This is a genomic window from Bacteroides sp. 1_1_14 (assembly GCF_000162515.1).
Taxonomy (GTDB): domain Bacteria; phylum Bacteroidota; class Bacteroidia; order Bacteroidales; family Bacteroidaceae; genus Bacteroides; species Bacteroides thetaiotaomicron.
The window spans coordinates 177037-192258 of sequence record NZ_GG774709.1 but is presented as its reverse complement, the minus strand read 5'-3'; the positions used below and the strand labels follow the sequence as shown (position 1 = coordinate 192258).

7 protein-coding genes and 1 pseudogene are annotated in these 15222 nt (G+C 42.7%); 2 read left to right on the top strand and 6 right to left on the bottom strand.

Features of this window, described 5'->3' with window-relative positions:
• Positions 1–77 precede the first annotated feature (77 nt).
• On the top strand, positions 78–2030 hold the full coding sequence (locus HMPREF9007_RS05920; protein WP_008762897.1) for a glycoside hydrolase family 97 protein: 1953 nt from the start codon (positions 78–80) through the stop codon (positions 2028–2030).
• Between the two features lie 102 nt (positions 2031–2132).
• On the opposite strand, the pseudogene HMPREF9007_RS05925 reads toward HMPREF9007_RS05920, so the two are convergent.
• From HMPREF9007_RS05925 to ruvB, 6 genes and pseudogenes are all read right to left on the bottom strand, one after another.
• A pseudogene (locus HMPREF9007_RS05925) lies at positions 2133–6382 on the bottom strand (glycoside hydrolase family 2 TIM barrel-domain containing protein).
• A 48-nt stretch (positions 6383–6430) separates the two neighbouring features.
• Entirely contained in the window at positions 6431–8572 is a 2142-nt protein-coding gene (locus HMPREF9007_RS05930; RefSeq protein WP_008762896.1) for a S46 family peptidase, read from the bottom strand.
• 46 nt (positions 8573–8618) lie between these two features.
• On the bottom strand, positions 8619–9974 hold the full coding sequence (locus tag HMPREF9007_RS05935; RefSeq protein ID WP_008762895.1) for a TIGR00341 family protein: 1356 nt from the start codon (positions 9972–9974) through the stop codon (positions 8619–8621).
• Between the two features lie 2 nt (positions 9975–9976).
• Positions 9977–11425 carry a polysaccharide biosynthesis C-terminal domain-containing protein gene (locus tag HMPREF9007_RS05940; protein WP_008762894.1) on the bottom strand — a complete coding sequence of 483 codons (1449 nt, stop codon included), beginning with the start codon at positions 11423–11425 and terminating at the stop codon, positions 9977–9979.
• A 35-nt stretch (positions 11426–11460) separates the two neighbouring features.
• Positions 11461–12228: a dienelactone hydrolase family protein gene (locus HMPREF9007_RS05945; protein WP_022471720.1), complete on the bottom strand. Its 768-nt coding sequence runs from the start codon at positions 12226–12228 to the stop codon at positions 11461–11463.
• 106 nt (positions 12229–12334) lie between these two features.
• Positions 12335–13366, bottom strand: coding sequence for a Holliday junction branch migration DNA helicase RuvB (gene ruvB, locus HMPREF9007_RS05950; RefSeq protein ID WP_008762892.1), 1032 nt, complete (start codon positions 13364–13366; stop codon positions 12335–12337).
• A gap of 611 nt (positions 13367–13977) precedes the next feature.
• On the opposite strand from ruvB, the gene HMPREF9007_RS05955 reads away from it, so the two are divergent.
• Entirely contained in the window at positions 13978–15210 is a 1233-nt protein-coding gene (locus tag HMPREF9007_RS05955) for a nucleoside recognition domain-containing protein (RefSeq protein WP_008762891.1), read from the top strand.
• The last annotated feature ends 12 nt before the right edge of the window (positions 15211–15222 follow it).

The window sequence follows — 15222 nt, the reverse complement described above, 5'->3', positions numbered from 1 at the left end:
AATACTTATATTTGGCAAATTTAATTCATAAAGAAATAACTCATATTATAAATATAACATATTGATGATCTAAAACAATGAGAAAGTTACTCTTATTATTCCTATTTATTTGTGGATTAGTGCTACATGCACAAGCACAAAAGAGTGTAGAGTTAAGTTCCCCGAACGGAGAAATAAAAGTATCCGTCCGCCTCACCGACAAAATCTACTATGACGTAGCCTGTAATGATGAAGTTCTGTTGAAAGACAATTATCTCCAACTTAAACTAAAAGATAAAATATTGGGCGAACATCCCAAACTGTCCGGACAAAAACAGAACAAAATAAAAGAAACCTTAACCCCTGTCGTTCCACTGAAATTTTCAACGATCAATAACGAATATAACCAACTTCTACTCAATTTTAAAGGAAACTACTCAGTAGAATTCCGTGCTTTTAACGATGGAATAGCCTATCGTTTTATCACCCGCCAAAAAGGAGAAATCGAAGTATTGGGAGAAGACCTTTCATTGCAGTTCCCGACAGACTATTTATTACATCTCCAACAGCCGGGAGGGTTCAAAACAGCTTATGAAGAGCCGTACACACACATTTCCAGTCACTCATGGAAACCATCGGATAAAATGTCCGTACTTCCAGTTCTCATTGATACACGTAAATCATATAAGATACTAATCAGTGAATCTGATCTGTCGGACTATCCTTGCATGTTTCTGAAAGGAAACGGGACCAATGGCATATCCTCCATTTTTCCAAAAGTCCCCCTTGCATTTGGTGAAGACGGAGACCGCAGCCTCAAAATCGAAAAAGAAGCGGAATATATCGCTAAAACAAGTGGAAAAAGGAACTTTCCATGGCGCTACTTTGTCATTACCAAGGAAGACAAGCAATTAGTTGAGAACACTATGACCTATAAACTGGCTGATAAGAATCAGTTAGAAGATGTGTCATGGATAAAACCAGGGCAAGTAAGTTGGGAATGGTGGAACGGAGCAACCCCGTATGGGCAAGATGTAACCTTTAAAGCTGGTTGTAATTTGGAAACATACAAATACTTCATTGATTTCGCATCCAAGTTCGGAATCCCTTACATTATTATGGATGAAGGATGGGCCAAGAGTACACGCGATCCTTACACTCCTAATCCGGACGTAGACCTTCATGAGCTGATTCGTTATGGAAAAGAAAAGAATGTGGGTATTGTCCTTTGGCTGACTTGGTTAACAGTAGAAAAGAATTTTGACCTTTTCAAAACATTCAATGAATGGGGAATAAAGGGAGTAAAAATAGACTTCATGGACCGCAGCGATCAATGGATGGTTAACTACTACGAACGAGTAGCCCAAGAAGCAGCCAGACATCATTTATTTGTTGACTTCCATGGATCATTCAAGCCGGCCGGACTGGAATACAAGTATCCCAATGTATTATCCTATGAAGGGGTCAGAGGTATGGAACAAATGGGAGGCTGTAAGCCGGAGAATAGCATCTACTTGCCTTTCATGAGAAATGCGGTAGGCCCTATGGATTACACTCCTGGAGCTATGATCAGTATGCAACCGAATATCTATCGTTCCGAACGTCCTAACTCTGCAAGTATCGGTACCCGTGCATACCAAATGGCTTTATTTGTCATATTCGAAAGCGGTTTACAAATGTTGGCAGACAATCCGACCTTATATTACCGCAATGAAGATTGCACTCGTTTCATTACCCAAGTACCTGTAACATGGGATGAAACAGTTGTTCTGGAAGCCAAAGTAGGTGAATATGTAATCGTTGCGAAGCGTAAAGGAGAGAAATGGTTTATTGGTGGGATGACTAATGATAAGGAAAATGAAAGAGAATTTGAAATAAATCTCGACTTCCTGAAAGATGGCAGGACCTACCGTGTAACCTCGTTTGAGGATGGAATAAATGCAGGATATCAGGCAATGGATTACCGTATGAAATCGGCAACAATGAATAAGAATCAAAAGCTTTCTGTCAAAATGGCTAGAAATGGTGGGTTTTCAGCTGTTCTCGAATAAGCCTATACTGTAGAAATCAAGATATCTCCCATAAAAAAGAGACTGCCTCCAATCAAAAAATGAGGCAGTCTCTCTTTTTCATAACACTCTTTATCGCTTTTCCTATTCAGCCAAGAGAACCTCTAACTCTGCCACAGCAGCCATCTTAGCCTCTTTAATGACAGCAGACAGAGCCTGAAGTTTTACATAACGTGCTTTACATGGATTAAATTCAACTGTCTGTACTTCCTTTGAATCGGCAAATGTACCAGAAGCCACAGCTTTTCCCCACTCCTTGCCATCATGGCTGATATACACTTCATATTTACCGATTCTACCTTCCGAAGAATCCTGACGAGGTGTATATTTAAGACCTTTTACTGTAGTTTCTTTAGCTAATGCAATCTGTATCTCATGAGGATAAGGAGCCAGATAGAACTGGTTATGTACCGTATGCCAGAATGTATTAATATCACCATCCGCAGCCAATTTCATACTTCCATCAGCATCACTATCCACATATACAACCTTCTGTCTCTCTTCAGATGCACCCGATAAATTACGGACTGCATTGACATTTAATTCTGCTGCCGAAGCCCAATCCCGACCATAAATTTCAGATAAAGCAATCAATTTAAAGTAACGTGCCACAATTGGTTTCTCCAATGTTACAAACTGTGCAGAAGATGAATTTTCAAAACGACCTTTAGTCTTGTTTTCCCAGTTCTTTCCATCTTTACTGAAATAGAGCTCATAGTCCTTGATACGTCCGTTCTCAGAGTTACGAGGTTGATAAATAAACTTATCAATCTCAAGTGATGAAGACATATCCACTACTATTTCGTGGGGATGTTTAGCCACAGGATCATTCCACCGACTATGCCAGATAGTATTCAGATCACCATCGATTGCGTTACGGGCCTCTTCACCCCCATTCTCACTACTAACTGATACAATTTTCCACAGTGAACGATCCACATATATCGGAAATTCAGCTGAAGTTCCCGCACTTTTTCCTAATTGTTCTGAAACGGCATATGCTTCCACATGACCACCAGAAATAAATTCGAAAGGTTCAGTATATATCTTCTCTTCTCCGCCATTCAGACTATAATGAACAGTAGCTCCGGGAGTATTAGTCTTTAAATTCAAATAACCATTGTTATCTCTTTCTATCAATACAGGCATACATACGGGCATCTGTACGCGTGCCTTCTTTATAAGTTCTTCTGTCGAATAACTTCTCTCCAAAGGTAGTATGATAAAACTGAAAACAGTAGGCTGGGAACGAAGTTCATACTTTTGCATCGGGCCAGGACCACAACTGGCATTACCAAGCGGACGCTGATTAGCATCCAGACAAAGAACAGTTTCTTTACGCATCGGTACTTCATACTTATGAAGCAACCTACGATGATTGGCAGGGTCAACCATATCCTGCGCTGTTGCATGCAAAGCAGAAGCAGACATCTTATCACCTGCAATAAAGACAAAGCCTATTCCATCAGGATTGGTTATTGAAATCCAACGCAGATCCTCGCGATTACCCATTTCCTGTGCTCTGACATAGTTCACCCATTGATCAGATACTAACTCATCATACACGCCTACGTAAGTGGCATCTTTTCGGTCAACATAGTTTTCCAACGGTCCGCGACCATACCAACGCATGCGTTCAAAGCCTTCCGGAAGTTCCATACGATAACCAATACGGGGAATAATTACACCTTTTGTTGAAGGAATAATAGTGCTATTAACCAAAATAGAACCATCGGCAGCCACCGTATATTCTATATTAGTTCGATAATCAAAACCCGTTTTTCCCCGATATAGATTCTCTATCTGCAGAGTTACCTTATTATCTTCTTTCCGCACATTCCAATGTCCAGGTTCAAGAGTCATCTGATACAAGCCTTTCTGATACCAGTCACCATCCACTTGCTTATCATTATCAGTAGGAGCACGGAAAGCATTCAATTCCAACCCTTTACTAATCATGGGCAATTCATTTAATGTATAAGAAGAGATCGTTCCCTGCTGCTTTGAAAAAGACGCTTCAAACTGCGAGCCTTTTACCAGATATGCATCATCAGTCTCTATCAGATCAATACTACCTTCTCCTGCTTTAAATACAGGCTTCGCACTATCAGAAAGTTTGAATTGCTCTGATGCTACCTCATATCCAGCCTTTTCCCATTCAGTATCTTGCTTTTGACAGAAGCGGAACTTTATAAAGTATTCGGCTCCCGGAATTTTATTGATCTGATTATCAGCTATAGTAATGACCTTACTGTCCTGTGCGTTCAAGGACAATTCTTCCAGATTAGCCGAGAATACAACTTTTCCATCCTCTTCAATCTCATACCTTCCATATAAGTCATCCAACCCTGCATGAAATCTCTTATTAGTCAGTTTATACGTCCCATTTCCCATAGCCTCAACCCATACAGGCTGATGTATTTTTTCACCTCGTATGCCTTGGCAGAGTATGTACGATCGGAAAAGATTACGCCATTCGTGCAAAAATTACCGTCATTCGGTGTATCTCCAAAATCTCCTCCGAAGGCCATATAATAACCGGAACCATCCGGAGCAGGCATCTTAATACTTTGATCTACCCAGTCCCAGATAAAGCCACCGACAAGTGCAGGATAGCGCTCATAAGTTTCCCAATATTCTTTGAAATTCCCGATTGAATTACCCATCGCATGAGCATATTCACAAACCACATGAGGTTTGACCGTTTCTCCATTCTGGAATTTCTGTAAACGCTCCTTCCCTACGCTTTCCAGCCATTGCACATCGGGGTACATAGAACTGGTTACATCGCAATAAGAGCTATTACCTTCATAGTGAGTAGGACGGGTATCATCGAGTTTCTTAACAGCCTCTGCAGCAGATTTAAAGTTAATGCCATTACCGGATTCATTGCCCAACGACCACATGACTATAGAAGCATGATTTTTATAGCGCCGCACCATATTCTCACTGCGTTCCGTAAATGCTTTCACCCATGAAGGTTCAGAGGACAATGCCATAAGACCATGACATTCTACATTGGCTTCGGAAAGAACATATATACCATATCTGTCACATAAATCATAGAAATAAGGATTATTAGGATAATGAGAAGTACGTACAGCATTAATATTCAACGACTTCATCAATTGCACATCTTTTTCCATTTCTTCTTTAGATACCGTACGGCCATTCTCCGAACTATGGTCGTGTCTGTCAACTCCCTTAAATAAGGTTGATTTTCCATTAATCAACAGCCTACCGTCCTGCGTCAGCTCAATTTTACGAAAACCGACCTTAACACTGCGAACATCTACAGTTTTCCCTTTTTGCTTCAAAAGAATAGTGAGATTATAAAGGTTGGGCGTTTCTGCCGTCCATTTCAAAGGATTCACAACCTCAAACTGAAGTTTATTCGTTCCCATTACAGCACGTGCATTTTGGGTAGCAATCTCTTTACCATTCCGGTCTGTCACCTTCACCTGAATCTCGTTATTACTTTTTTTACCTGTAATATCTATATCCAAAGAAACATATGCATTTTTATACTCTTGGTCTAAATCCGTACGGAAGAAGAAGTCTCTGATTTGCGTTTTAGGAGCCGACCACAGAAATACATCTCTGAATATACCGCTGAAACGCCAGAAATCCTGACACTCCAGAAAGCTACCATCTGTAAAGCGATACACCTCGACAGCAAGAACATTCTTTCCAGCTTTCAGATAAGGAGTCAGATTAAATTCGGCAGGCAGGTAGCTGTCCTCCGAATAGCCGACCTTTTTACCATTCACCCAAATATAAAAACCGGCTTCTACCCCATTAAAACGAATAAAGATGTCACGTCCTTTCCATGAATCAGGCAATATAAACTCCCTGCGATAACTACCGACAGGATTAGGCATCGTCGCAAAAGTATAGTTAGACGGACGAGGTTGAATTACATTAGGCCACTGAATCTTTTTCCAATCCCACTCACAAAAAGGATAAATCACATTGCAATATAAGGGCTTATCCCAGTTTTTATTATGTCTTACGGCCTCTATCTGCCAAGTTGCAGGGACTTTAATATTATCCCATTGGCTTACATCATATTCCGGTTTACAGAAATCCTGTGGTCGGTCTTTCGGATCAGCCACCCAGTGAAATTTCCATATTCCATTCAGCGTTTTGTAATAAGGTGACTCTTCAATAGTCAGATTCATTGCTTGTTGTTCATCGGTAAAAGGAATAGCAATCTGAACTGCTTCTTCCTTATTGACTCCCGAGACATACTCGTTGCACCACTCAGGCTGTTCTGTCGTTTGAGCTAAAGCTGAGAATGGCATTAACAGAAATGTAGCCATTACACCAGACATAATTTTTCTTCTCATAAAATAGGATTAGTTAGTAGTTAATTCAATGTTTCAGCGGGTTAATTTCAGTTCTTCAATAAGATTGGCAGCCTTTCCATACTTTTCCATAATGAAAAGCATATAGCGGACATCTACTCCGATACAACGCTGCAAGTCCGGTTCAAATACGATATCACTGCTCATCGCTTCCCAATTACCGTCAAAAGCAAGACCAAGCAATTCTCCTTTCGCATTGAACATGGCACTGCCGGAGTTTCCTCCCGTAATATCATTATTCGAGATAAAACAAACGTTCATATCTCCCTTTTCATCGGCATATCTGCCGAAATCACCGGAAGAGAGTAAAGCCAGAAGATCCGGTTGAACAGCAAAGTCAATATCGCCTGCGTGTTCCTTTACTTTCTCGAAAATGCCTTTTACTGTCGTATAATAACTGAAGGTAGCCCCGTCAAAAGGAGAATATCCGCAGACTGTACCAAAACTAAGGCGCATGGTGGAATTAGCATCAGGATAGAAGTTACGGTCGGCATACATACGACGCATAGCGGCATTGAACAGGCGTTCATCCTGCTCTATTTGTTCGGAAGCCTCCGAGACGCTCTGATTCATCTCATAGTATTTCACTATCAGGTCGAGGCTTAAAGAAATGGCAGGGTCCTCGATGAGATTATAGGTCGTGTCACGTTCAAGGAAGCGCTTCAGACCCTTCGGAGAAGTGATTTGAGAGGTAGCATACAAAGAGTCTACATAAGTCTGGACATTTCCGTTATACAAGGTGTCTATTTGCAGATACATCGCCGGAAGGTATTTCTTATCCACTTTGGACCGGTATTCTTTGAGCATGGCCGCAAATACTTCCTTATCAATAGACAGATTCAGGTTATCGTATTTCTCCAGTAACTTTTTCATGCGGGTAACGACCAACTTCTCTTCGGCCTCAAAATCGAAATTCAGTATTTCGAGTGCCAATTGAACCAATTCGGGACCATTAATGAACGACTCCCCGAAATAAGCAAGGGCACGGTTTGTTTCCCTACGATTATTATAATTCAGTTCCAGAGAAGAGAACAGACGAATCAGTTTCTCCCTTTCTTCCGGATGAGACTGAATCCAGTCCCGGAGGGCTGCTTCTGCTGCGCGCTTCTTTTCCAGCACTTTCAGGTGCCGGATGGCTTTATTCATTCCTATGCTATTTTTCCAGTAGTTGGAACTTTCATCGTATTTAGAAGCATACTTGATACGGATATACGGATGGCGATCCATTTCCCGCTTCCAAATAGCCTGTTTTACCCCGCGCACATCGATCATGGCCTGATTAATGCCGTTCATCATTTCTTCGATCCCATACGAAGAGAGATAGCGCTCCGTACTGCCCGGATAGCCGAGAGTCATACAGAAAGAGCCTTCTTTATATCCATCCAATGAAATAGGAGCTACGTATTCCGGATGATAAGGGACGTTCTCAGGTGAATAATCCGCCGGTCCGTTCTGTTTGTTGGCATAAATACGGAAAACGCTGAAGTCACCTGTATGGCGAGGCCACATCCAGTTGTCCGTGTCCCACCCGAACTTGCCGACTGAAGAAGGAGGAGCAAAAACCAACCGGACATCATTAAAATCACGGTAGACAGAAAGCCAGAACTCGTTTCCGGCGTAATACGCATCGACAATTCCCGTCAGCGTAGAGTCCTTCTCTGATACCTCCATGCCGATTACATTCATGACAGAGTCGACAACTACGCGACGTTCACTTTCCGTATGAGCATGTTTGGCAGCCGAGAGCACACGCTTGGTCACATCCTCCGTACGAAGAAGGAAACGGACATATAATTCGGGATTCGGCAGTTCTTCACCAAGGTTGCGGGCTACAAAACCATCCTTCAGATAATCATGTTCTACGGAAGAATGCTGCTGGATACTGCTGAAACCACAGTGATGATTGGTAAATACCAGACCATCTTCGGAAACCACCACTCCCGAACAGAATCCACCGAAACTGACAACGGCATTTGCCAAAGCCGGTTTCTTCGGATTATACAGTTTATTTACAGGCATCTGCAAACCGAGTTCCTTCATCACCCGTTCCGCCTGTTTGTTCTTGCGAAGGTTCCCCAATAGCCACATTCCCTCGTCAGCAAATGCCTGTGACAGGCAAAGGGAGAGGAGAATCATTGCGGTTAGTCTGAGTTTCATGCTATTATTTTTAGATTTATATATTCTATGATCAATCCGAGGGTCATTATTCGGTAATGAGCCTCAACTTCTTCGCTCCCACCCGTGCTTTCAGCCATGCGCTGATTTTCTCCTTCTCGGCAACTGACGGATGTTTGCCAAATTTCAAAACAGCCAGTGTCACTGTATCCGTTTTCATCGAGTCTACCCGTGTTTCCAGCGAGTGAGCGATAGAAAGCGAAGTGATAGAAGGATAAAGCACCTTCAATTCGGGCACTAAAGTACGTCCCATCGTATCGTACTCTTTATATTGAGCGAGGTTTTCTTCCAGTCGGGTAATCTTTTTCTGCTGTTCCTGCAGGCGTTGTTCGCTGTTTTTATAAAAGTCCTCCATTACCATGGCACGAATGGAAGAGACATCTACCGCTTCATTATTCATCCCTTGCAGTACAGTCAGCTTTGTTTCTTCCAGCTTGTATTCTTTCAGTTTGCTACGGGCAATGGATATCGAAGCATCCGGAACTTCGGGACCGATCAGAACCACGCGGATGTCTTTATGCTCATAACTGATCTTCTTATCAAGTACCTGCGTATTCTCAAAGTTCAACTGCTCATTGATAAACCGATTGGCTGCCGTCTCATAAAAAGTACTTTTAATGATGCCAAACGTCAGATAAACAGCCGGACACATTGTCAGCACAACAATCAGAATGATGTATTTACGCACCATCTTCTCGCGTGCCTTATCCACAAATTCCTTACGCTGGAAGTGCATCACCCGCACACCGATGAAGGTAGCCAGACTGATAAATACAGAGTTGATAAAGTAAAGATAAAAAGCACCCAGAAAATAGACCAGATTGCCCGATGCCAGACCGTAACCTGCCGTACAAAGCGGAGGCATCAACGCCGTAGCAATGGCAACTCCCGGAATCACATTTCCCTTCTCTTTGGTAGATAGGGCGACAACTCCCGCCAAACCACCGAAAAGTGCGATGAATACGTCATAAATCGTAGGCGAAGTACGCGCCAACAGCTCCGATTGTGCTTCGGCAATAGGAGTGAAAAGGAAAAAGATGGTTGCCGTCGTCACACTGAAAGCAGTCGTGATGAGGAAGCTCTTCAAAGAACGTTTCATCAGCTCGAAATCATTCAAACCGACAGAAAGTCCGACACCCATGATAGGACCCATCAACGGTGAAATCAACATGGCACCGATAATCACTGCCGTAGAGTTGACATTCAAGCCCAGTGAAGCCATAAAGATGGCAAAAATAAGAATCCACAAATTGGCTCCTTTGAATTCTACTCCTTTTCGGATAGAGTCAACGGTTTCCATTTCATTGTCTTTATCCTTTTTCAAGTCCAGGTATTCACCCAGGAACGACTTGATCGCAAACTTATTCCGTTCATCTGTCTTCATAGTCATTTCTTTTTTATAATCCGGTTAATAACAGGAATCTGACTCAAAGGCAGGTCCCGTTTGATAATATAAGCAATAAATAGTAGCAGAAGTACTGTGCGGAATGCAAGAAGCAAAACTGTATTATGAATCGGCATCCATTCACCAATCAGATACAGAATAATAGCTAAGCCTACATAACAACCTATTCCACGCAAATCATAAGCAATAGGATATTTCTTCTGACCGACAAAATAAGAAAGCAACATAGCTATGGCATATCCGGTAAAACCCGCCCATGCGCAAGCTACATACCCATATACAGGAATCAGGAAGATATTCATCAGAACAACAGTCAGACAGGCTATAATGGAGAAATATGCCCCCCATCTGGTGTCATCCGTCAGTTTATACCAAAACGAGAGATTAAAATAAATCCCCATAAACATCTCTGCAATCATCACGATGGGAACTACCCTGAGTCCCTCCCAATAGTCTTCTGCTATGATATAACGTAAAATGTCCAGATAAAACATGACTGCCAGGAATGCCAGCAACGTAAAGATGATAAAGAACTTCATTGCCTGCGCATAGATTCGTTTATTATCCTTATCCTTACTTTTGCCAAAGACAAAAGGCTCGTATGCGAAGCGGAAAGCCTGCGTGATCATTGCCATTATCATGGCTATTTTAGTAGCTGCACTGTAAATACCCAACTGTACATCCGCTTCCACCTTATCGGGGTAGACAAAAGGAAAAATAATCTTGTCTCCAACCTGATTCACAATGCCTGCCACTCCTAATATCAAAATAGGGAATGAATAATATAACATCCGCTTCATCAGCAAACGGTCGGGACAATAGCGGAATTCACGGAATTCAGGTATCAGCCCGAGCATTACAACAAAAGAACAGATCAGATTAATAAGAAAGGCTACCCCTACGTCATCGCCTTTCATGACAACAAAATAAAGGATATTCAGCAAGATACTGACTAATATAAATAAGAGTTTCAGTCCGGCAAACTTAATAGGACGTTTCTTATAACGAAGATAAGCAAACGGAATAGCCTGAATGGCATCCATAGCCAGTACAATCAGCATCATGCCCAGATACCATGGATGTTCACTATACCCCATCAGCCCTGCAATAGGATTGAGGAAGACCAGACACAACAGCAAAAACAGGAGCGATACGCCCCCTACCATCAATAACGAAACAGAATATACCTTCTTCGGGTCGTCATCTCCTTTATTGGCAAAACGGAAAAAGCCGGTTTCCATTCCGAAGGTTAGCACTACGAGCAATAACGCCACAATAGCATACATCTTGGTGATCACTCCATATCCTCCGGAAGCAGCAGGAAGTGAAAAAGTATAAATCGGTACCAGAAAATAGTTCAGAAACTTACCAATAATACTGCTGGCACCATAAATCGCAGTGTCCTTTGCCAATGACTTTAGTTCTGCCATGTTTATTTAGATCTCTTTATTATCAATGAATAATATTATTTCTTTTGTTTGAACAGCCACTCCATGAAACCCGGATAATTAAATGCAGGATTCCAGCTGCCATGATTGCAACCGGGGAATTCGATATATTCCACCTTTGCTCCAGCAGCTTTCAGTGCTTTGTACGCTTCACGCGACCCTTCAACTGTTACCACATCATCGGCATCCCCATGAAATATACGGAACTTCACTTCTTTGGCAACCGGCAAACGGTCCGGATTCACCGATCCGCAAATGGGAACGGCAGCCGCAAAAATCTCCGGATAACGGACCACCAAATCATACGTCCCCATCGCTCCCATCGACAATCCGACAATATATATCCGTTTTTTATCGACTTCGGGCATGGCCAGATAAGTATCCAGCAATTGTTTGAGAGTCCGGGTAAGAGAACTCATCTCCTGTCCTGCAGGCATATCTGCCGGAAACAGTGATTTCGGACGTTCCGTATAAGCCCAGTAGCTACCTGCCGGACATTGAGGAACAAGTACGAAAGCCGGATATTTCTCTCTGTTGACAGGATTCAGAAACATCTGTCCGCCATGCGTCAGTTGTCTTTCATTGTCATTTCCACGCTCACCGGCTCCATGCAGGAACAGGACCAGCGGATATTTCTTCCCCGCCTTCATTGACTCGGGACGAATCATCCGGTAAGGCAAAGAATCTCCTGTGGAAGAGACAAATACGTCCTTCTCATAACCTTGTTGAGCTGATAATGACAGACTCAAAGAGAGAAATACAAGTAAGATACTCCACTGCTTCATACTCCAATCATTCAATAAAATCAGTTATCTGTTTAAACATTCCTCAAAAAGCCTGCTTTTAATTGTCGCCAACACTCTCCATACCGACAGCCGTCAGATCAAACTATCAGTCATTAAACAAGGTTTTCTGACTGCTATAGAGGCTCCTTCCCAAATGCTTATAGGCAAGCTCCGTCACTTCACGTCCACGAGGAGTCCGTTTCATAAAACCTTCTTTGATCAGGAAAGGTTCATACACTTCCTCAATAGTGCCCGCATCTTCGCCCAAAGCGGTAGCAATGGTTGTCAGACCGACAGGACCGCCTTTAAACTTGTCTATGATGGTACAAAGTATCTTGTTGTCTATCTCATCCAAACCATACTTGTCGATATTCAACGCTTCCAGTGCAAACTGAGCTATTTCCGTATCGATAGAGCCGGAACCTTTCACCTGTGCAAAATCGCGTACGCGACGAAGCAAAGCATTGGCAATACGGGGCGTACCACGACTTCGGGATGCAATCTCCGATGCCGCCCGCACCGAACAAGGCACGTCCAGTATGGATGCTGAACGTCGGATGATATTACTCAGAATATCATCGTCATAGTACTCTAAATGCAGATTAATACCAAAACGGGCACGAAGTGGAGCCGTCAGCAATCCGCTACGGGTAGTTGCACCGACCAGCGTAAACGGATTCAGGTCAATCTGAATGCTACGTGCCGAAGGTCCCTTATCAATCATGATATCTATCCGGTAATCTTCCATGGCCGAATAGAGATATTCCTCTACCACCGGTGATAAACGGTGAATTTCATCGATAAAGAGCACATCGTTCGGTTCAAGGCTGGTCAAAACTCCTGCCAGATCGCCCGGTTTGTCGAGCACCGGACCGGAAGTTACTTTAAAGCCTACTCCCAATTCGTTAGCTATAATATTGGAAAGCGTTGTTTTACCCAATCCGGGAGGCCCGTGCAGCAGAACGTGGTCGAGTGCTTCGCCACGCAGACGTGCCGCCTTCACAAAGATGCGAAGGTTTTCCACCACCTTATCCTGCCCGCTAAAGTCTTCAAAGCTTAACGGACGGAGCGCATTTTCAAAATCCCGCTCCCGTGAAGTCAGCTGATGTTCGCGTATGTTAAAATCTTCTTGTTCCATTTTCTTCTTGAAATGTAGGAGACAAAGATAGAGAAATCCATTCATTTTCGATATAAGAAAGAATAATAAAAACCTCCGCCCACTATCCATTTCTCTTTTCCAAGAGGAATAATGAAGAATAAATCTCAAAATTGATACAATGACAAGATGCCATTCAGCCTTCTTTAAGTAACTTCATCCCCTGATCATAAGCATAACTTTCTGATAGATTCAATTCCCAAAGTATTCTCACCGTGATGAGAAAATATTCTCACTTCGATGAGAAAATATTCTCATAGGCATGAGTATTTTTTCTCACTACGGTGAGAATTTTTTCTCATTGCGGTGAGAATACTCTGAGAATATAGCAACCTACATTTGGCTGTGTATAAACACAATAACAATTAGCTACTTTCCGCTTCCCCCTGTTATTTAATGACCATAAAAGCCTATTATCCCTAAAAAGTGCCGTATTTACCCCTTTTTTTTAAAATAACGCATCATTCTATTGAAGAATAGAGTGAAAAAGTACACAAGACCGGTTTCGGTCTTCTACTCTTTTGCCCGAAAACAATTAGTTTATTTAAAACGTAATAACTACTTTTGCATCATCTATATACACGCAATCGACTATGGTTCTAAATTATATCTGGATAGCATTCTTCGTTATCGCCTTCATTATCGCCCTGATAAAAGTAATTTTTCTGGGTGATACGGAGATATTTACAGCTATCATGAACTCAACTTTCGACTCTTCGAAAACCGCTTTCGAGATATCTCTGGGACTGACCGGAGTACTGGCCCTCTGGCTCGGTATCATGAAAATCGGAGAGAACAGCGGACTGATCAATGCACTCGCCCGTTTTCTGAGTCCGGTACTCTGCCGCCTGTTTCCGGACATTCCCAAAGGGCATCCGGTATTGGGTTCCATCTTTATGAATATGTCCGCCAACATGCTCGGACTCGACAATGCTGCCACCCCATTGGGGCTCAAAGCAATGAAAGAACTGCAGGAACTGAACCCGAAGAAAGATACGGCTTCCAATCCGATGATCATGTTTCTAGTAATCAACACCTCCGGGCTCATCATTATCCCGATCAGTATCATGGTATACCGTGCGCAGATGGGGGCTGCCCAACCTACGGATGTGTTTATCCCTATCCTGCTGAGTACTTTTATCTCGACTCTGGTCGGCGTCATAGCCGTCAGTATCGCCCAGAAGATCAATCTGATCAATAAGCCTATCCTGATATTGATGGGCGTTATCTGCCTTTTCTTCTCCGGATTGATTTATCTGTTTCTGAATATTTCGCGTGAGGAAATGGGTACTTACTCTACGCTGATAGCAAATATTCTTCTGTTCGGGGTGATCATTCTGTTTATTCTGACAGGCGTCCGGAAGAAGATTAACGTATATGATTCTTTTGTAGAAGGTGCCAAAGAAGGCTTCACGACAGCCGTACGAATCATTCCGTATCTGGTTGCCTTCCTTGTAGGCATTGCCGTATTCCGTACTTCGGGAGCGATGGATTTCCTTGTGGGAGGCATTGGTTATGTAGTCGGTCTGTGCGGAGTGGATACCAGTTTTGTGGGAGCATTGCCGACAGCGCTGATGAAGTCTCTCAGCGGTAGCGGTGCCAATGGGCTGATGATTGACACGATGAAAGAGATGGGACCGGATTCGTTTGTAGGCCGAATGAGTTGCGTAGTACGTGGAGCTTCGGACACCACTTTCTATATCCTTGCCGTTTACTTCGGCAGCGTCGGAATCAGTAAAACCCGGAATGCAGTCACCTGCGGCTTGATTGCAGACTTCTCCGGTATTATAGCCGCCATCTTAATCAGTTATTTATTTTTCTTTTAAATCATAGACTCA

What these genes read in the sequence shown, in the direction of transcription:
- ruvB (WP_008762892.1), bottom strand. Translation starts at nt 13,366, where the DNA reads ATGGAACAAGAAGATTTTAACATACGCGAACATCAGCTGACTTCACGG.
- HMPREF9007_RS05935 (WP_008762895.1), bottom strand. Translation starts at nt 9,974, where the DNA reads ATGAAGACAGATGAACGGAATAAGTTTGCGATCAAGTCGTTCCTGGGT.
- HMPREF9007_RS05920 (WP_008762897.1), top strand. Translation starts at nt 78, where the DNA reads ATGAGAAAGTTACTCTTATTATTCCTATTTATTTGTGGATTAGTGCTA.
- HMPREF9007_RS05955 (WP_008762891.1), top strand. Translation starts at nt 13,978, where the DNA reads ATGGTTCTAAATTATATCTGGATAGCATTCTTCGTTATCGCCTTCATT.
- HMPREF9007_RS05930 (WP_008762896.1), bottom strand. Translation starts at nt 8,572, where the DNA reads ATGAAACTCAGACTAACCGCAATGATTCTCCTCTCCCTTTGCCTGTCA.
- HMPREF9007_RS05945 (WP_022471720.1), bottom strand. Translation starts at nt 12,228, where the DNA reads ATGAAGCAGTGGAGTATCTTACTTGTATTTCTCTCTTTGAGTCTGTCA.
- HMPREF9007_RS05940 (WP_008762894.1), bottom strand. Translation starts at nt 11,425, where the DNA reads ATGGCAGAACTAAAGTCATTGGCAAAGGACACTGCGATTTATGGTGCC.